The organism is Pseudoalteromonas sp. A601, from assembly GCF_002165575.1.
Classification (GTDB): Bacteria; Pseudomonadota; Gammaproteobacteria; order Enterobacterales; family Alteromonadaceae; genus Pseudoalteromonas.
Genome location: NZ_MXQF01000031.1, coordinates 19,467 through 37,572, shown reverse-complemented (window position 1 = coordinate 37,572; position 18,106 = coordinate 19,467). Strand labels below are relative to the sequence as shown.

Annotated in this window: 16 protein-coding genes; 10 read left to right on the top strand and 6 right to left on the bottom strand. The window is 42.1% G+C overall.

The window, feature by feature from the left end; genetic code table 11:
• Positions 1-15: 15 nt before the first annotated feature.
• From B5G52_RS18125 to B5G52_RS18100, 6 genes are read right to left on the bottom strand one after another with little or no spacing between them, the layout of a single operon-like run.
• Positions 16-939, bottom strand: a complete 924-nt coding sequence (locus tag B5G52_RS18125; protein WP_087534054.1) for a hydroxymethylglutaryl-CoA lyase — start codon at positions 937-939, stop codon at positions 16-18.
• Positions 932-2,920 (bottom strand): acetyl-CoA carboxylase biotin carboxylase subunit, encoded by a 1,989-nt coding sequence (locus tag B5G52_RS18120; RefSeq protein WP_087534053.1) that lies wholly within the window; start codon positions 2,918-2,920, stop codon positions 932-934. Before B5G52_RS18120 ends, B5G52_RS18125 begins: the two co-directional genes overlap by 8 nt.
• Before the next feature lie 8 nt (positions 2,921-2,928).
• Positions 2,929-3,699, bottom strand: a complete 771-nt coding sequence (locus tag B5G52_RS18115; RefSeq protein ID WP_087534052.1) for an enoyl-CoA hydratase/isomerase family protein — start codon at positions 3,697-3,699, stop codon at positions 2,929-2,931.
• 10 nt (positions 3,700-3,709) lie between these two features.
• Positions 3,710-5,317, bottom strand: a complete 1,608-nt coding sequence (locus tag B5G52_RS18110; protein WP_087534051.1) for a carboxyl transferase domain-containing protein — start codon at positions 5,315-5,317, stop codon at positions 3,710-3,712.
• Positions 5,318-5,328: 11 nt separating this feature from the next.
• Complete coding sequence (locus B5G52_RS18105; protein WP_087534050.1) at positions 5,329-6,504, bottom strand: isovaleryl-CoA dehydrogenase; 1,176 nt, start codon at positions 6,502-6,504, stop codon at positions 5,329-5,331.
• A gap of 45 nt (positions 6,505-6,549) precedes the next feature.
• Positions 6,550-6,984, bottom strand: a complete 435-nt coding sequence (locus B5G52_RS18100; RefSeq protein WP_087534049.1) for a MerR family DNA-binding transcriptional regulator — start codon at positions 6,982-6,984, stop codon at positions 6,550-6,552.
• Between the two features lie 330 nt (positions 6,985-7,314).
• On the opposite strand from B5G52_RS18100, the gene B5G52_RS18095 reads away from it, so the two are divergent.
• The 10 genes from B5G52_RS18095 to B5G52_RS18050 all read left to right on the top strand — a co-directional run bounded on the left by B5G52_RS18095 (position 7,315) and on the right by B5G52_RS18050 (position 17,995).
• Complete coding sequence (locus B5G52_RS18095; RefSeq protein ID WP_087534048.1) at positions 7,315-8,496, top strand: acetyl-CoA C-acyltransferase; 1,182 nt, start codon at positions 7,315-7,317, stop codon at positions 8,494-8,496.
• A gap of 90 nt (positions 8,497-8,586) precedes the next feature.
• Positions 8,587-10,077 (top strand): CoA-acylating methylmalonate-semialdehyde dehydrogenase, encoded by a 1,491-nt coding sequence (locus B5G52_RS18090; protein ID WP_087534047.1) that lies wholly within the window; start codon positions 8,587-8,589, stop codon positions 10,075-10,077.
• Between the two features lie 102 nt (positions 10,078-10,179).
• Positions 10,180-11,337, top strand: a complete 1,158-nt coding sequence (locus tag B5G52_RS18085) for an acyl-CoA dehydrogenase family protein (protein WP_087534046.1) — start codon at positions 10,180-10,182, stop codon at positions 11,335-11,337.
• 10 nt (positions 11,338-11,347) lie between these two features.
• On the top strand, positions 11,348-12,127 hold the full coding sequence (locus B5G52_RS18080; protein ID WP_087534045.1) for an enoyl-CoA hydratase: 780 nt from the start codon (positions 11,348-11,350) through the stop codon (positions 12,125-12,127).
• The gene (locus B5G52_RS18075; RefSeq protein WP_087534044.1) at positions 12,127-13,272 is read left to right on the top strand and encodes an enoyl-CoA hydratase/isomerase family protein; all 1,146 of its coding nucleotides are present in this window, start codon (positions 12,127-12,129) and stop codon (positions 13,270-13,272) included. Before B5G52_RS18080 ends, B5G52_RS18075 begins: the two co-directional genes overlap by 1 nt.
• Before the next feature lie 4 nt (positions 13,273-13,276).
• Positions 13,277-14,167, top strand: a complete 891-nt coding sequence (mmsB, locus tag B5G52_RS18070; protein ID WP_087534043.1) for a 3-hydroxyisobutyrate dehydrogenase — start codon at positions 13,277-13,279, stop codon at positions 14,165-14,167.
• A gap of 3 nt (positions 14,168-14,170) precedes the next feature.
• The gene (locus tag B5G52_RS18065; protein ID WP_087534042.1) at positions 14,171-14,932 is read left to right on the top strand and encodes an SDR family oxidoreductase; all 762 of its coding nucleotides are present in this window, start codon (positions 14,171-14,173) and stop codon (positions 14,930-14,932) included.
• Positions 14,933-15,089: 157 nt separating this feature from the next.
• Entirely contained in the window at positions 15,090-15,581 is a 492-nt protein-coding gene (locus B5G52_RS18060) for a hypothetical protein (RefSeq protein WP_087534041.1), read from the top strand.
• Positions 15,582-15,674: 93 nt separating this feature from the next.
• Positions 15,675-17,498 carry a serine/threonine protein kinase gene (locus B5G52_RS18055; protein ID WP_087534070.1) on the top strand — a complete coding sequence of 608 codons (1,824 nt, stop codon included), beginning with the start codon at positions 15,675-15,677 and terminating at the stop codon, positions 17,496-17,498.
• A gap of 65 nt (positions 17,499-17,563) precedes the next feature.
• On the top strand, positions 17,564-17,995 hold the full coding sequence (locus B5G52_RS18050; RefSeq protein ID WP_087534040.1) for a DUF3859 domain-containing protein: 432 nt from the start codon (positions 17,564-17,566) through the stop codon (positions 17,993-17,995).
• Positions 17,996-18,106: the final 111 nt, after the last annotated feature.

Genomic DNA, 18,106 nt, shown 5'->3' with positions numbered 1-18,106 from the left:
TATATTAAATATAGTTTATTGATTCGCTATTTGATTTTTAAGAGCTAAGGAAACCTTGCTCACAGGTTGTTTGTTTAATGCTGTGCAAATTGCCCAACCAGCTTTAGCCAGTCTTTCTAAATCAATTCCATGCTCTATGCCAAGTCCTTGCAGTAAGTAAACTACATCTTCGGTGGCAACATTTCCTGACGCACCCTTCGCGTAAGGGCATCCACCAAGCCCTGCAACTGCACTGTCAACCGTTGCTATGCCACGGTTTAAGGCTGTGTAAATATTTGTGAGCGCTTGGCCGTAAGTGTCATGAAAGTGAACTGCTAATAATGATTTATCAATATGCGCTAACAACACATCCAATAACTCATCTACTTTATTAGCCGTGCCTACGCCTATGGTGTCACCAAGACTTATTTCATAGCAGCCTAACTCTAACAACATCTGGCTCACTTTTAGCACCTGTTGCGGATTTATATCGCCTTCGTAGGGGCAACCTAATACACAGCTTACATAGCCACGTACACGGATATTATGTTGTTTGGCAAATTCCATGACATCGGCAAAGCGAGCAATACTTTGCTCAATTGAGCAGTTGATGTTCTTTTGGCAAAATGACTCACTGGCTGCTGTGAATATGGCAAACTCTTTAATACCTACTTCATGCGCCGCTTGCGCCCCTTTTAAGTTTGGAGTGAGGGCAGTTAAGTTAGTATCTGGTAGAGTTAGGGCGCTTATTACATCGCGCGAATCGGCCATTTGCGGCACCCATTTAGGGGAGACAAACGCGCCCGCTTCGATATAGCTAATACCTGCCGCTGCTAGTGCGTTAATGAGTGATACTTTGTCTTGGGTGCTAACGGCGCTTTCATTTTGCAGGCCATCTCGCGCACCTACTTCAACAATACGTACTTTTGTAGGTAATGTGTTGGCTGATAAGTTACTCATCGGCGGTACCCACATCAGTCGCATTCTCATCAGTTACTATAGCAAGTAGGGCACCATGACTTACCAATTCCCCTTGTGCAAAGCAATAACTTTGTAATATGCCATCGTGTGGTGCGTTGAGGGTATACTCCATTTTCATTGCTTCAATAATAACAACAGCATCACCTTTTTTAATTTGCTGACCTACTTCGACAAGGTGTTTAACCACAGTGCCATTTAAAGGGGCTGCAAGAGGCAGTGCTTCACTTTCATGCTCACTTACATAGTGCTTGTTGGTTAATTCAAACGTAGTCTGTAGCGCTTTATACATCACGGTAATAGAATTAGCTGTATTAACAACATGACAGCGATGCTTATCTCCATTAATAAACAACTGGCACAGGTTATTTTCAATCGAGCCTGTGATTGTATAGTCCACTGAGTCTAGGTGAATGATAAAGCCGTCATTCAACTTAGTTGCCGTGATAGGTCTGTCACTAAAAGGGATAGTAATGACGGACTCACGGTTTAGCATAAAGCCAGACAGCTGATCCCAAGGGCTACTACCATTGCTATTTAAATCTGTTAAGTAGCAAAATGCAGCGATAATTTTACTAACTGCATTTAACGCAGCATCATTTGTGATTAATGCATCACCTTGCTCTTCAATAAAGTGCGTATCCGGTGCGCCTTGTTTGAAGGTTGGATGATTGGCTAAGTTATGTAAAAAGCTAACGTTGCAGCTAAATCCAGATAAATGAAATTGCTCAAGAGCAGTACTTAAACGTGAAAGCGCTGCAGTACGGTTATCATCATGAACAATCAGTTTTGCGATCATAGGGTCATAAAACGGGCTTATTTCATCCCCTTGTTTGATACCTGTATCTATTCGTACAAACTCAGATTCAGCAGGTATATACAAGCCGTCAATCGTGCCTGAACAAGGAATAAAGTCATTACTAGGATCTTCGGCATAAATACGCGCTTCGAAACTATGGCCTTGCAGCACAATATCAGCTTGCTCTAAAGGTAGGGTGTTACCAGCCGCCACATTGATTTGCCAATTGACTAAATCTACACCGGTCACCATTTCTGTTACTGGGTGTTCTACTTGCAGGCGAGTATTCATTTCCATAAAGAAAAACTCATCGCCACACAGTAAAAACTCTACCGTACCAGCACCACGATAATTGATAGCCAAGGCACAGCGCACCGCAGCTTCACCCATTTCTTTGCGCAGTCCATCGCTAAGTCCTGGGGCAGGGGCTTCTTCAATGACTTTTTGGTGACGACGTTGTAAAGAGCAATCGCGGTCGCCTAAATACACGCAGTTACCGTGATTATCTGCAAATACTTGTACTTCAACATGGCGAGGCTTATTCACATAGCGCTCTAGTAATACGAGATCGTTACCAAAACCTGCAATGGCCTCACGTTGAGCACCTTGCAATGCAGTTAAAAAGTCTTTGGCGTGCTGAACAATACGCATGCCTTTACCACCGCCGCCAAATGCTGCTTTGATAAGCACAGGGTAGCCAATTTTTTCAGCCTCAGCTTGTAAAAACTCAGGTTCTTGTTTATCACCGTAATATCCCGGCACCAAAGGGACATTGGCAGCGGCCATGATCTCTTTTGCACGGGTTTTTGAGCCCATAGCTTCAATGCTTGACGCTGGTGGACCAATAAAAGCGATGTTGTGCTGTTCACAGGTTTTGGCAAATTCACTGTTTTCAGATAAAAAACCATAACCTGGGTGGATGCAATCAACATTTGCATCAAGTGCCACCTTGAGGATTTTATCAGCCACTAAATAAGAGTCTTTACTTGGTGCTGCGCCGATATGATAAGCTTCGTCAGCTAATTTAACATGCTGGGCGTGTTTATCGGCATCAGAATAAACCGCCACTGTGGTTAAACCCATCTGTTTCGCAGTACGCATAACGCGACAGGCTATCTCGCCGCGATTGGCAATAAGAATTTTTTGTAATGATTGTGTGCTCATGATGAATCCTATGCTTGCCAACTTGGTGGACGTTTTTCAAAAAAGGCAGTTAAACCTTCTTGGCCTTCTTCAGACACCCGAATATGTGCAATACGTTCAGCCGTTAAGTTTATAATTTGCCCATTGATTTCATGACCTGCAACATCATTTATTAGTTGTTTAGCAGCACGAACCGCAACAGGGCCATTATTAATGAGTGTTTCGAGTAATTGATCAACAGCACAATCAAGTTTGCCTGTAACCTGATGCACTAAACCAAGTTGCTTTGCTGTATGAGCATCAAAAATCTCAGCCGTTAAAAAGTATCTGCGTGCTGCACGCTCACCAATAGCTTTAATAACGTAAGGGCTGATCACCGCAGGAATAAGCCCAAGCTTTACTTCACTTAGGCAAAACTGTGCATTATCTTGGCAAACAGCAATGTCACAACAGGCAATTAAACCCAGTGCACCACCAAATGCAGCACCTTGTACGGCACATACTGTTGGCAGTGGGCTGGTTGCCAGTACATGCATGAGTTTGGCTAGTTGTTTTGAATCAGCGAGGTTTTCACTAAAATCGTTATTTGCCATGGATTTCATCCATGCTAAGTCTGCGCCTGCTGAAAAGTGCTCGCCTTCGGTTTTTAAAACTAAGGCGCGGACATCTAAGCTATTAGCGTGTTCAATACATTGAATTAGCTCTTGAATTACTTGCTCGTTAAAAGCATTACGCTTTTCTGGGCGACTTAAAACGAGTACAGCCACATTTGATTTAGTTATTTGTAGTGTTACTGACATACTCACTTCCTTACATTCTAAAGACGCCAAATTGCGAATCTTGTTTTGGTGCATTTGCAGCTGCGCTTAATGCCAAACCAAGCACATTACGAGTATCAGCAGGGTCGATTATGCCGTCATCCCATAAACGTGCACTTGCGTAATATGGATGACCTTGCTGCTCGTATTGATCAATGATTGGTTTTTTAAATTCATTGATTTGTTCATCAGTCATACTATGACCTTTACGCGCTAAACCATCTTGTTTAACTTGTGCCATTACACCGGCAGCTTGTTCGCCACCCATCACCGATATACGGGCATTAGGCCACATCCACATCATGGTAGGTTCAAATGCACGGCCACACATACCGTAGTTACCAGCGCCATAAGAGCCGCCAATTAATACGGTAAATTTTGGTACGTCAGCACAAGACACGGCCATCACCATTTTGGCGCCATGTTTTGCGATGCCTTCAGATTCGTATTTTTTACCCACCATAAAACCGGTGATGTTTTGTAAAAACACTAAAGGAATATTGCGCTGGGCACATAGCTGTATAAAGTGCGCGCCTTTTTGTGCGGATTCACTAAATAAAATGCCGTTGTTCGCCACAATGCCTACAGGGTGGCCATATATTTTGGCAAAGCCAGTTACTAGTGTGTCACCAAAGTAACGCTTGAATTCATCAAAAGAAGAGTCATCAACGGTACGGGCAATTACTTCGCGCACATCAAATGGCTTTTTAAGATCAGTCCCCACGATGCCATATAGCTCACTTATGTCATAACGAGGCGCTTTAACTTCATCAAGTAAAGGCAGAGTAGGGCGTTGATAATTAATGCGCTCTATACATTGGCGTGCAATTGATAATGCGTGCGCATCATTTTCAGCGTAGTGATCTGCCACACCCGAGGTTTTACAGTGGACATCAGCGCCGCCAAGTTCTTCTGCGGTTACCTCTTCACCTGTCGCGGCTTTAACCAATGGTGGACCTGCTAAAAATATGGTGCCTTGTTCTTTAACGATGATGCTTTCATCAGCCATTGCGGGTACATAGGCACCGCCTGCAGTACATAAACCCATAACCACGGCTATTTGTGGAATACCTTTACCTGACATTCGCGCTTGATTATAAAAGATACGGCCAAAATGCAGTTTATCTGGAAATACATCGTCTTGTTCAGGCAGGTTTGCGCCTCCTGAATCAACTAAATAAATACACGGTAAATGACAACGTTCAGCGATATCTTGTGCGCGTAAATGTTTTTTAACCGTCAGCGGGAAATAACTGCCGCCTTTAACTGTCGCGTCATTAGCGATGATCATACATTCAACGCCTTTAACTCGGCCAATACCTGCAACAACACCTGCGCATGGTATGGCTTGGTCATAAACGCCATGAGCTGCAAATTGTGAAATCTCTAAAAACGGTGAGCCTTCATCTATAAGAGTGCTGATACGGTCACGAACAAACAGTTTACCGCGGCCTTCGTGGCGCTCGATTAATGCAGCGCCGCCACCTTGGCTTATTTGTTTTACTTTGGTGCGTAAATCATCAACCAGCTCAGCCATGTTTTGCTGATTTTGTAGAAACTGCGGATCATGTGGATTAACGCTAGATTTTAAAATAGTCATCGCGTAGGTCCTTATCTGCTTTCAGTGAATAATTCACGACCAATTAGCATACGGCGAATTTCTGATGTGCCGGCACCTATTTCATACAGTTTTGCATCACGTAGAAGGCGACCCGTTGCATATTCATTGATGTAGCCATTACCACCAAGAATTTGAATCGCATCTAGTGCCATTTTGGTTGCAAGCTCTGCTGCATATAAAATAGCGCCTGCGGCATCTTTACGAGTTGTTTCACCGCGATCGCACGCTTTAGCAACAGTGTACACATATGAACGAGCGGCATTCATTTGTGTATACATATCAGCTATTTTACCTTGAATAAGCTGGAACTGGCCGATTGGGCTATCAAATTGTTTACGTTCGTGAATGTAAGGAACAACAATGTCCATACACGCTTGCATAATACCCAGAGGGCCAGCAGCAAGCACTACGCGCTCATAATCAAGGCCACTCATTAGCACCTTAACGCCTTCGTTCAAATTGCCTAGAATATTCTCCTCGGGTACTTCGCAGTTTTCGAAAACTAACTCACAGGTATTTGATCCGCGCATGCCAAGTTTGTCGAGCTTTTGCGCTGTTGAAAAGCCTGGAAAGCTACTTTCTACAATAAACGCGGTAATACCTTTAGCACCGGCGTTTAAATCAGTTTTAGCGTAGATAACTAAAGTGTCTGCGTCTGGACCATTGGTGATCCACATCTTGTTACCATTGAGAATATACTTATCGCCTTTTTTCTCGGCTTTAAGTTTCATCGAAACGACATCAGAGCCTGCATTTGGCTCACTCATTGCTAAAGCACCAATGTGCTCACCACTAATTAATTTAGGGAGGTATTTTTCTTTTTGTGCTTGTGAACCATTACGGTTAATTTGATTTACACACAGGTTTGAATGAGCACCATAACTTAGGCCAATAGAAGCACTGGCTCGGCTTATTTCTTCCATCGCAATGACATGCTCTAAGTAACCGAGACCTGCACCGCCTAACTCTTCTGGTACTGTCATGCCTAATAAGCCCATTTCGCCAAGTTGCGGCCAAAGTTGGTTAGGAAAGGCATTATCAAGATCGGTCTTTTCAGCTAATGGGGCGATTTCTTGACTGGCAAAACTATTAACATGATCACGGATCATATCCGCTGTTTCGCCAAGGCCAAAGTTCATTTCTTTATATAGTGAAATAGTGCTCATGATTCATTCCTGTGTGAGAGTCTGTTAATGATTGTATTTTAGTAATTATTCATCTAATTGATTTAAGGTATCGCGACAACGCCGCTCTGCAGTGACCAGCTCCATTAAGACAACTTTTATATCATCCATCTGCTGGCTCAAATCCGCTTTTTTATCAGCAATTAAGTCAAGCATAGTGACTAGCTGTTTAGCACTTGATTTATCTGCATCGTAAAGTTCAAACAAACGACCCGTTTCAGCTAAGGTAAAACCTAAGCGTTTACCACGTAGAATTAATTTTAAGCGCACTTTATCGCGCTTAGAGTAAATGCGTGTTTGGCCATTACGCTCAGGTGATATCAAACCTTGATCTTCGTAAAAGCGAATAGAGCGGGTAGTAATGTCAAACTCTTTAGCTAATTCACTGATGCTAAAAGTTTGTTCATTACTGGCGGGCTCAGCGGAAGAGCTGGCAAAATTTGTTTGATTATCTTGATTCATAGTGTATCTACCTCATTCGAATAACCCCAATATAAGTGAAGTTTACGTAAAGGTAAAGTGGATTGTGAAAGTTATACTTTAGGCGTACGTCATTAGTCAGTGTTACAGCAGGGTATCTAGTTAAATCAGTCTCTCTAGCGCCATTGTGATAATTTAACTACAGTAAAATAAAGATAAGTTTACACTTTTGTTGAGCGTAAAAACCTTGATTTTAGATTTACGTTGGCGTAAACGTAAATATTATGTATGCTCATATACAGATTAATAAACATATTGTTTGGCGTATCTTAACACACAGTGAGAGTGCCAATGACTAAATGGAGCCTTTTTATGACTACCGAAGCCGTTGTTATTGTAGCAGCAAAACGCACCCCTATGGGTGGTTTTATGGGAGCACTTAGCAGTGCAGACGCAACTGAACTTGGCGCAACAGCAATTGCTGGCGCATTGGCCGATACTGGATTAAATGATAGCGCAATTGATGAAGTGATTATGGGCTGTGTTTTACCCGCTGGTTTAGGTCAAGCTCCTGCTCGCCAAGCGATGTTAAAAGCAGGCCTTGCTCGTTCAACTGGTGCAACAACCATTAATAAAGTGTGTGGTTCTGGTTTGAAAGCAGCGATGCTTGCTCATGATTTAATTAAAGCTGGCTCAATTAATAGTGCGGTTGCCGGTGGTATGGAAAGCATGACTAATTCACCTTACTTTATTCCAAAAGCGCGTGGTGGCATGCGAATGGGTCATGGTGAAATTAAAGATCACATGATGAGTGATGGTCTCGAAGATGCCTATGATAATAAAGCCATGGGGTGTTTTGCCCAAGATACAGCCGATGAATATGGAATAGGCCGCGAGCAGATGGATCAATTCGCTCTTAGCTCATTAGAAAAAGCGAATGCGGCAATAGCAAACGGCTTTTTTGAATCAGAAATTGCCCCACATACTATGAGCAGCCGTAAAGGTGACGTCACGGTCAGTATTGATGAGCAACCAGGTAATGCTCGCCCAGAGAAAATTCCTAGTTTACGTGCAGCATTTAAAAAAGACGGCACCATCACTGCTGCTAATTCTTCATCTATTTCTGATGGTGGTGCTGCACTTGTTTTAATGAGTGAGTCTCACGCGAAAGCCCAAGGGCTAACACCACTTTGTCGCATTGTTGCTCATAGCACCCATTCGCAAAAACCAAGTGAATTTACTCTTGCACCAGTTGGCGCTATGACTAGCTTACTTGAAAAAGCGGGCTGGACTACGGCTGATGTTGATCTGTGGGAGATAAATGAAGCATTCGCCATGGTAACAATGTTAGCAATTAACGAGTTAAAACTTGATGAGAGCAAAGTGAATGTAAACGGTGGTGCCTGTGCTCTTGGACATCCGATTGGTGCGAGCGGTGCGCGTATTTTAGTTACGCTTATCCATGCACTTAAAAACAGAGGCCTGAAAAAAGGCATTGCATCATTATGTATTGGTGGCGGTGAAGCGGTTGCCCTTGCAGTAGAAGCAGTATAAACCAAACTAATTTTAATCTCTCACAGCCGCAGGCTCTTTTAATAATAACTACTGCGGCTTAATCAAATACCCTTTGGGGAGGAGTGCGTTATGCACCAAGTACCATTATTTATCAACGGCGAATTTATTCAATCGACATCAGAGCAACTTATTGATGTTGTTAATCCTGCAAATCAGGAAGTACTAGCCCAAGTACCTTGTACTACAGATGCTGAAATGGATGCTGCCATAGCATCAGCGAGCGAAACATTTAAAACATGGAAAGATGTACCGATCACAGAGCGTGCTCGTATCATGATGAAGTACGCAGCATTGCTTAAAGAGCATCACGATGAGCTTGCAACCATCATTTGCCATGAGCTAGGTAAAACATTCGAAGATGCAAAAGGCGATGTTTGGCGTGGTATTGAAGTGGTTGAGCAAGCAGCAAACGCGCCATCTTTAATGATGGGCGAAACCATGGAAAACGTTGCCCGCAAAATTGATACCTATTCTTACATGCAGCCTCTAGGTGTGTGTGCGGGTATTACGCCGTTTAATTTCCCTGCCATGATCCCATTATGGATGTTTCCGCTTGCTATCGTGTGCGGCAATACCTTTATATTAAAGCCTTCTGAGCAAGACCCACTGACTCCAATGCGTTTAGCTGAACTTTTTGTGGAGGCGGGTGCACCTAAAGGTGTTTTACAAGTTGTACACGGAACTAAACCTCAGGTCGACCGTTTACTTGAAGATGCCGTAGTTCGTGCCATTTCTTTTGTTGGCTCGTGTGGCGTAGGTGAATATATTTATTCAAAAGGCACGGCTAATTTAAAACGTGTTCAAGCCTGTGTTGGTGCAAAAAACCACATGGTTATTATGCCAGATGCAAGTCGCTCACATGTTGTTAATAACCTTGTTGGTGCATCGGTTGGTGCTGCTGGTCAACGTTGTATGGGTATTTCAGTTGCTGTGTTTGTCGGTCAAGCAAAAGATTGGGTTGATGATATTAAAGCGGGTTTTGCTAATGTGCGCCCAGGTGTTTGGGATGATAAAGATGCTGCTTATGGACCGCAAACATCCGCCGCTGCCAAAGCGCGTATTTTATCATTAATTGAAAGTGGTAAAGCCCAAGGTGCAACATGCTTAATTGATGGCTCGGATTTCACTGTTGAGGGTTATGAAAAAGGGAACTGGGTTGGGCCTACACTGTTTAGTGATGTTACAACTGATATGGATCTTTATAACGAAGAAATCTTTGGCCCTGTATTGGCTTGTATGTTTGTCGATTCACTTGATGAAGCAATTGAGCTTATCAATAACTCACCCTATGGTAATGGCACATCATTGTTTACTTCAAGCGGTGCTGTTGCACGTAAATTCCAACACGAAATTGAAGTTGGTCAAGTTGGTATAAATGTTCCAATTCCTGTTCCGCTACCGTTTTTCTCATTTACCGGTTGGAAAGGATCATTTTATGGTGATACGCATACCTACGGTAAGCAAGGTATTCGCTTTTACACTGAGACAAAAACTATCACATCACGTTGGTTTGAAGATGACATTGCCTCAGGTCCAAACATGAGTATTAATCTTAAATAACAATAATAAAAAAGAGGGGCACGAAGGTCACTTCACACACACAATGATGCCTTCGTAGCCCTTCACTAATTTTGACAACACACAATTATAAAGAGGTCTCCTATGGACTTTAACCTAACTGAAGATCAACAAGCATTTGCTGATACAGCACGTCAATTTGCACAGTCAGAGCTTGCTCCCCATGCAGCTAAATGGGACCGTGAACATATTTTCCCTAAAGACACAATCAAAGCCGCAGGTGAACTTGGCTTTTGTGGTTTATATACACCCGAGGATGCAGGTGGTTTAGGTTTATCTCGTTTAGATTCAAGTATTATTTTTGAACAACTTGCAATGGGCTGTACAGCCACGACTGCTATGTTAACTATTCATAATATGGCGACATGGATGATAGCCAGCTTTGGTACAGAGCAAACTAAAGAGCAGTATTGCGATCAGCTTGTAATGGGTGAATTACTTGCCTCTTATTGTTTAACGGAGCCAGGTTCGGGTTCAGATGCCGCATCACTTAAAACCAAAGCTGTTCGCGAGGGTGATGATTATATAATTAATGGCTCAAAAATGTTTATCTCAGGTGCAGGTGAAACTGAAGTACTTGTGGTTATGGCTCGTACTGGTGGCGAAGGCGCTGCGGGTATTTCAGCTTTTGTGGTACCTGCTGATGCCAAAGGCGTTGAGTATGGTAAAGCAGAAGAAAAGATGGGTTGGAATGCCCAGCCAACCCGATTAATTAGTTTTGAAGATGTACGTATTCCAGCGCATAACTTACTAGGTGCTGAAGGCGAAGGCTTTAAGTTTGCGATGCAAGGCCTTGATGGCGGGCGTATTAATATTGCTACCTGCTCAATTGGTACTGCACAAGCAGCTTTAGAAACGGCGCGTGAATACCTACAAGAACGCGAACAATTTGGAAAACCACTGGCTGCGTTTCAAGCACTGCAATTTAAAATTGCTGATATGAACACCGAGCTGGTGGCTGCACGACAAATGGTACGTTTAGCCGCGTTTAAACTTGATAGCGGTGACAGTGAAAAAACCACATATTGCGCGATGGCAAAACGATTCGCTACCGACGTAGGTTTTACAGTGTGTAATGAAGCTCTGCAAATACATGGCGGCTATGGCTACATTAAAGAATACCCGTTAGAGCGCCATGTTAGGGATGTACGCGTACACCAAATTTTAGAAGGCACAAACGAAATCATGCGAGTGATTATTGCTCGTCGAATTTTAGCACAATCAGCAGCTGATATTTTATAAGGAGCACGTCATGTCAAACCCAAGTATTGATTTAACCATTGAAGGTCATGTAGCGATTCTAACGATGTCAAACCCGCCAGCAAATACCTGGACGAAAGACACCTTAATTGCATTAAAAAATACCGTAAATGAGCTCAACGATAATAAAAACATCTATTCATTAGTGATCACCGGCGAAGGCGAGAAGTTTTTTAGTGCCGGTGCTGATTTAAACGTGTTTGCTGATGGTGATAAGGGCATTGCTGCGACAATGTCGCAAGTGTTTGGTGAAGCATTTGAAGCATTAACGGCCTTTCGCGGTGTGTCGATTGCCGCAATTAACGGTTACGCCATGGGCGGCGGTTTAGAAGTGGCTCTTGCTTGTGATATTCGTATTGCAGAAGAGCAAGCACAAATGGCATTACCTGAAGCGAAAGTAGGCTTATTACCGTGTGCTGGTGGCACTCAAAACCTTGCTTGGTTGGTGGGTGAAGGTTGGGCAAAGCGCATGATCTTATGCGGTGAACGTTTAAAAGCCGATAAAGCGCTGCAAATTGGTCTAGTAGAAGAAGTTGTTCCACAAGGTGAAGGTTTTGCCGCTGCTTTAAAACTTGCGACTCAAGTGGCCGATCAAAGCCCTGTTGCAGTAACCGCATGTAAATCACTTATCCAAAAGGGCCGTACACAACCAATGGCGCATGCATTGCCTCTTGAACGTGAACTTTTTGTTGGCTTATTTGATTCTGAAGACCAACGTGAAGGTGTTAATGCCTTTTTAGAAAAACGCAAAGCAAATTGGGTAAACGGCTAATGGTTGAATTAACACTCCTTAATAGTCAAGAAGATGCTGTGGTATTTGAAACCGCAGCGGCTGCCAATGGTGCTTTGATTGGTTTGGCTACGCTCAATGCGCCAAAGTCGTTAAACGCACTTAATTTTGACATGATCCAATTGCTAGAACCGCAGCTAAGAGAGTGGGCAGATGATGCAAATATCGCCATGGTTATTTTAAAAGGTGCTGGTGAAAAAGCATTTTGTGCAGGTGGCGACGTCGTTAGTTTACATACCGCGATGAAAACGGGCGAACCTACTAACCATATCGAAGATTTTTTTACCCAAGAATATCGTTTAGATCACTTAATCCACTGTTATGAGAAACCATTTCTAGTGTGGGGTAACGGAATTGTGATGGGCGGCGGCTTAGGGTTAATGGCAGGTGCCAGCCACCGTGTTGTTACTGAAACATCGCGAATAGCCATGCCTGAACTCACGATTGGCTTATACCCTGATGTAGGTGGCAGTTACTTTTTACATAAAATGCCCGAGCAGGTCGGTTTATTTTTAGGCCTGACAGCAGCATCTATCAATTGTGATGATGCGATGTTTGTCTCTTTAGCCGATCACTTTGTTAAAGCTGAAAAATATGACAGCTTGATTGAGCAACTCGTAAATACTAAGTGGGGTAAAACTGCGTCTTTAAATCATGAAAAACTAACGGTATTGCTTACTGAGCTTGATAACCACTCAGGTCGTATGCCAAAGGGCAATGTAAAAGCTAATTTAGCAACCATTCAAAAGTTAGGTGAATTTAATAGCTTGCAAGATAAAGTCGCTTATATTTTAAACTTAGATACTGACGATAAATGGTTAGCGCGCGCACAAAAAGCCTTAAGGCATGGCTGTCCACTAAGTTGTGCTTTGGTAGAGCACCAACTTGCTAAATCAAAAGGTAAGAGCTTGGGCGAATGCTTCCAAATGGAGTTAGGCATGTCTGTACGATGTGGCGAAGTGGGTGAATTTCAAGAGGGCGTACGTGCCTTATTGATTGACAAAGATGGTGCGCCTAATTGGCAGTTTAAATCAATCGATGAATTACCCGAACAGCTAATTGAAAGCTTTTTTACTTCCCGCTGGACTGCTGACTCGCATCCATTAACACACCTTACAAAAGGATAATGTTATGTCTCTTTCTATTGGATTTATAGGTTTAGGAAATATGGGCGGCCCAATGGCTGCAAACTTGGTTAAAGCTGGGCATAAGGTAAATGTTTTTGATTTAAACCAGTCGGTCGTAAATCAACTCGCTGATCAAGGCGCTACTGCAGCAATAGACGCCAAGCAATGTGCAACAAACGTAGATGTATTGATCAGCATGTTACCTGCTAGCAAGCACGTTAAGTCACTGTACTTGGGTGAATCAGGGCTTATCAATATTTTAGCTAAATCTACACTGGTTATTGATTGTTCAACGATTGATGCGGCGTCTGCTCGTGAGGTGGGTGCTGAACTTGCAGAGCGAGGTATCGCGTTTGTAGATGCGCCTGTATCTGGCGGGGTTGCAGGGGCAACAGCAGGCACATTAACTTTTATTGTTGGTGGCGCACAAACAGATTTTGCCAAAGCGCAATCTGTACTTGCTGATATGGGTAAAAACATATTTCATGCTGGCGATATTGGTGCTGGTCAAGTAGCAAAAATTTGTAACAACATGCTGTTAAGTATTTTAATGGCAGGCACCAGTGAAGCAATTCAAATGGGTATTAATAACGGGCTAGATGCAAAAGTATTGAGTGATATTATGACAGCAAGCTCGGGTCGCAACTGGACACTCGAATTATATAACCCATGCCCAGGTGTGATGGACACAGCCCCAGCGAGTAATAACTATAAGCCAGGCTTTATGGTTGACTTAATGGCAAAAGATTTAGGGCTTGCGATGGAAGCCGCGCAGCAAAGCAACTCTTCAACCCCTATGGGGTCAATGGCGAAAAATCTTTATACCATGCTACAGCACCAAGATGCGGGCAGTGATGATTTTAGCGCCATTTTTAAATTGTTTTCAAAGGAGTAACAGGTGGAAATTAAAAATAATACAATCGTTATCACCGGCGGTGCGCAAGGCTTAGGTTTCGCTATGGCGCATAAGCTTGCCGAACTTGGTGCTAATATCGCATTAGTTGATATGCAACAAGAACTATTAGATGCTGCGGTTAAAGAGTTAGCCAATTATGGTGTTACAGTAAAAGGCTATGTTGCTAACGTGACGGACGAACAGGCAGTTGAGAGCACTTTTGATAATATTAATAGTGATTTTGGTCATATTGGTATTTTGATAAACAATGCCGGTATTCTACGTGACGGCATGTTTATTAAAGCCAAAGAGGGAAAAGTGGTTGCTAAGATGGCGCTTGATCAATTTAAGTCAGTGATTGATGTAAACTTAACTGGCGTGTTTTTAGCCGGTCGTGAAGCGGCTGCGCATATGATTGAATCGGGCAAAGGTGGCGTGATCATTAATATGTCAAGTGTTGCTCGTGCAGGTAATATCGGCCAAACTAATTATGCCGCATCTAAAGCGGGTGTTGTCGCCATGACCACAGGTTGGGCTAAAGAGCTAGGGCGTTTTGGTATTCGTGTTGGCGCTATTGCACCGGGTGTTATTCGTACTAACATGACCGACGCCATGAAGCCAGAAGCTAAGCAACGTATGCTTGCAGTTACCCCAGTCGGGCGCTTCGGTGAAGCTGATGAAATTGCACATACGGCGCAATACATCATCGAAAACGACTTCTTCACAGGCCGTGTGGTTGAAATTGACGGCGGCATTCGTCTGTAACTTTTAGGTATTGTTTAGTTAAATAACAAAAAACACCAATACTGTATTTATGTACAGTATTGGTGTTTTACCTTTAACAAAACTATTTTATTTCCTATATAAACATGTTAAAAATAATGTGTGAGATTTGTTATTAGTTGATATTAAAGGAAATAAGATGACAACAAATGAAAATGTAGAAGTGTCAGTAAACAAAGGGATGTTATTCAAGTTTAACTTCAATAATAAACTCATCACTTATGACTGCTCACCTGTATCGGGCAAAGAAGTTGTAATGGTTGATGGGGAGGTTGTCAGTGAATCAAAAAACTATAAAGTGTCAACGAGCCATGAGTTTGTACTTGATGGCCAAGCCGCAAAAATATACTTAAGCCTCAAAGGGTTCACAAAGAACGTAACAGTATGTGAGTTTTTTGTTGCGGGTGAACTGATAAATGCGTACCAACTTACCTATGGCACCAAAGGCAATATACCGTTAATGGCAAAATTTATTACGCTTACAGTTGCAGCAATGGTAGGTTGGTTTTATGCTGCACAAGTTATTGATACGTGGTTAGCAATTGCTATAGTCTTAATACCCAGTGTAGCGATTATGTTTAAATTTGAACAACCCAATTGGACATGTGAAGATTTACTAAAGAGTGAATGATTGTCACATTAACGTGTAACTTAGTTTTGAAGAATGATCAAACGGTTGGCGTATGTTGCCAGCCGTTTTTTATTTACCCTCAGTGAGAATGCAGTGAAAGCCAAAGAAATCCGCAATTTTTACATCAACGAAGAGCAGTCAGTTTATTTGCTTTCGCATCACGATGCTAAAAAGCACCGCCAGTGGCTTAATATCTGTATAAAAAAACTAACGAATTTAGGTTACTCCGACGTTGAAATGATTGGCTCAGGTGCTTTTGGTTTTGTATTTGCAGGGCTTGATGAACATAACCAACCTTGGGTGTTTAAGTTTTCGCGGATCACTTTAGCACAAAGCGTACGAGACAGATTAGAAGATGAAGCTTATATGCTGTCTCAAGTTAATAACCCTTTAGTGCCGAAATTTTATGGCTTTGAGCGAATAAAAAAGCAGGGGATTTTGATGATGGCCCGTGCTCTAGGTGAAGACCTAGAGAAAGTGTCACTCAAAAGAGGGCGTTTTAGTGCATCTGCAATCATGAATCTAGCGCTTAAATTACGTAACGTATTAATTGACTTACGTAATCATAAAAACGGGATCAGCCCACAGCCGATAGTACATGGCGATATTAAACCATCAAACTTGGTCTGGAATGAAGCCACACAAGGGCTATCTTTAGTAGATTGGGGCAGTTCGGTATATGCTCAAATAGACAGTGATGGTGACCCTGTTACCAGCAATTTTATGGATTTAATGTCAGGTGATTTGAGCAGCACTAATGCCCGAATGGGGGATGTTTATTTTATTGGTGATGAGCAAATGTCTGGCGCAAAATCATCCCCGCGTTTTGATGAACAAGGTGTAGCCTCTACACTTTATGCACTTGCCTCAGCACAGTCTTGTCGCTTTGGTGCACAAGTTATTCCGGCCAGTTCGCTTGGACTACCTATGGAATTGGCAAAAGTAATTGATGGCATGTTATCTAAGGAAAAACACATAAGAGATGGTGCAGGGGATTATTTTATGCGTAATATGCCTACCATGGCAAAAGCTTACTTGCCTCAGCTAAATATCCATAAAAATATAAAAGCGCATATTCCCTTTTGGTTTGGTACAGATACTGAGTTACCAGACACAGTTGTATACAGTTCCCGCAAACAGTTTTTACGCCAGGCTGATCATAAGCAGCAACTGCTTGATGTAAACGATGCACAACTTGATCGTTATTATAAAGAGTTTTTATTTGATACTGGCGATACAGAAAAAGCCTTCTTAGCTTCAATAAGCCGTTTAGCTAAATATCCCGTTGTTGGCGGGTTAAGCTTTCATTGGAAAGAAGAATCACTGTACGTAGAGTCGTCTTTAATTATGCATGATGAAAGTTTGGCTGATGCATTTACTCAAGCGGTAAATAATACAGTGATGTTGGCACAAGGAATTAATCAAAAAGGGCTGTTCAAATGTTGCTTATTTGATGCTCGTAAAACAATTCAGTTAGAGCGAGATGGTACAGGGGCATTTAAATTTGAGCAGTTACCCGAACTCGAATACGAAGTGATGAATTTAAAAAGCAGCGATGTAACCCGACCCCATTCATACTTTGAAGATGGTAAAGACCCGGATGAACAACTACAACTTCCTAAAAAAGTGATAAAATGTGTATTTGAGTTAAACCAAATTCATCATACCGGATGTATTATTTTTGAAGCACTCCCTGATAGAATGAAAATTCACCACTATTATCGTTTGCTTGATGCAAATAAAGAGGACGAATTTAAACGATTGCTTAATAAGCTAATGCAATACGCTGTGAGTATAACTGATGTCGGTGTAGCTGGGTTTATGAAACTGCCTTATAAAAACACCCGAGAATTCTCACTCTGTGAAAAACAAGCCGATTTTTTCTACCCTAAAGATCCAAAGCGCTTTGAAGCTTAAAGCTTTGGTAAACAGTATGAGGTTAAAGCGAGTTAATTAAATAATGCGTAATAGGAATATCAATAATGGCAAAAATTAAACCATTAGTATCAATGCAAAGCTATGGTATTTATACTCAATGGGACTCATCGTCAAAAGAATTGCCACAGATACAATCGTTCACGACCAAAGTACCCGCAAAGCTTGATATTGAATTTGGTTTCATCATTAATATCAAAAAAGCGAAGGGGGAAAAAATTCATTTTTGTATTTACCACCCAGATATCCCCGATGATGATGGTATCGCCATGGCTCCATTTGAAGGTACTGAATATATAAAAAATAATGACTGGCACTTTTACCTAGGCGACACTCTATGGCAGCCTATAAATAATAAAATAGGTGACTGGCGGATGACCATTGAATTGAACTCAAAAATTATTGCAGATAAAACTTTTTCAGTATATGAACAAGAGGCGATGTCTGAAATTGAGTTTTGGCAAAAGCGAGGTTATTAGTTTTTACGCTAGTATTATTAAAGCGTTTTATTTATTAATAAACAGCTCTCGAGATACACCCTAAACTATGGTTATAATATAGCATTACTAAAAAGGCTAAAAGTATCACGA

Bases quoted from the DNA above. Each gene is read 5' to 3' on its own strand.
- B5G52_RS18125 (WP_087534054.1), bottom strand. From the start codon at position 939: ATGAGTAACTTATCAGCCAACACATTACCTACAAAAGTACGTATTGTT.
- B5G52_RS18120 (WP_087534053.1), bottom strand. From the start codon at position 2,920: ATGAGCACACAATCATTACAAAAAATTCTTATTGCCAATCGCGGCGAG.
- B5G52_RS18115 (WP_087534052.1), bottom strand. From the start codon at position 3,699: ATGTCAGTAACACTACAAATAACTAAATCAAATGTGGCTGTACTCGTT.
- B5G52_RS18110 (WP_087534051.1), bottom strand. From the start codon at position 5,317: ATGACTATTTTAAAATCTAGCGTTAATCCACATGATCCGCAGTTTCTA.
- B5G52_RS18105 (WP_087534050.1), bottom strand. From the start codon at position 6,504: ATGAGCACTATTTCACTATATAAAGAAATGAACTTTGGCCTTGGCGAA.
- B5G52_RS18100 (WP_087534049.1), bottom strand. From the start codon at position 6,984: ATGAATCAAGATAATCAAACAAATTTTGCCAGCTCTTCCGCTGAGCCC.
- B5G52_RS18095 (WP_087534048.1), top strand. From the start codon at position 7,315: ATGACTACCGAAGCCGTTGTTATTGTAGCAGCAAAACGCACCCCTATG.
- B5G52_RS18090 (WP_087534047.1), top strand. From the start codon at position 8,587: ATGCACCAAGTACCATTATTTATCAACGGCGAATTTATTCAATCGACA.
- B5G52_RS18085 (WP_087534046.1), top strand. From the start codon at position 10,180: ATGGACTTTAACCTAACTGAAGATCAACAAGCATTTGCTGATACAGCA.
- B5G52_RS18080 (WP_087534045.1), top strand. From the start codon at position 11,348: ATGTCAAACCCAAGTATTGATTTAACCATTGAAGGTCATGTAGCGATT.
- B5G52_RS18075 (WP_087534044.1), top strand. From the start codon at position 12,127: ATGGTTGAATTAACACTCCTTAATAGTCAAGAAGATGCTGTGGTATTT.
- mmsB (WP_087534043.1), top strand. From the start codon at position 13,277: ATGTCTCTTTCTATTGGATTTATAGGTTTAGGAAATATGGGCGGCCCA.
- B5G52_RS18060 (WP_087534041.1), top strand. From the start codon at position 15,090: ATGACAACAAATGAAAATGTAGAAGTGTCAGTAAACAAAGGGATGTTA.
- B5G52_RS18050 (WP_087534040.1), top strand. From the start codon at position 17,564: ATGGCAAAAATTAAACCATTAGTATCAATGCAAAGCTATGGTATTTAT.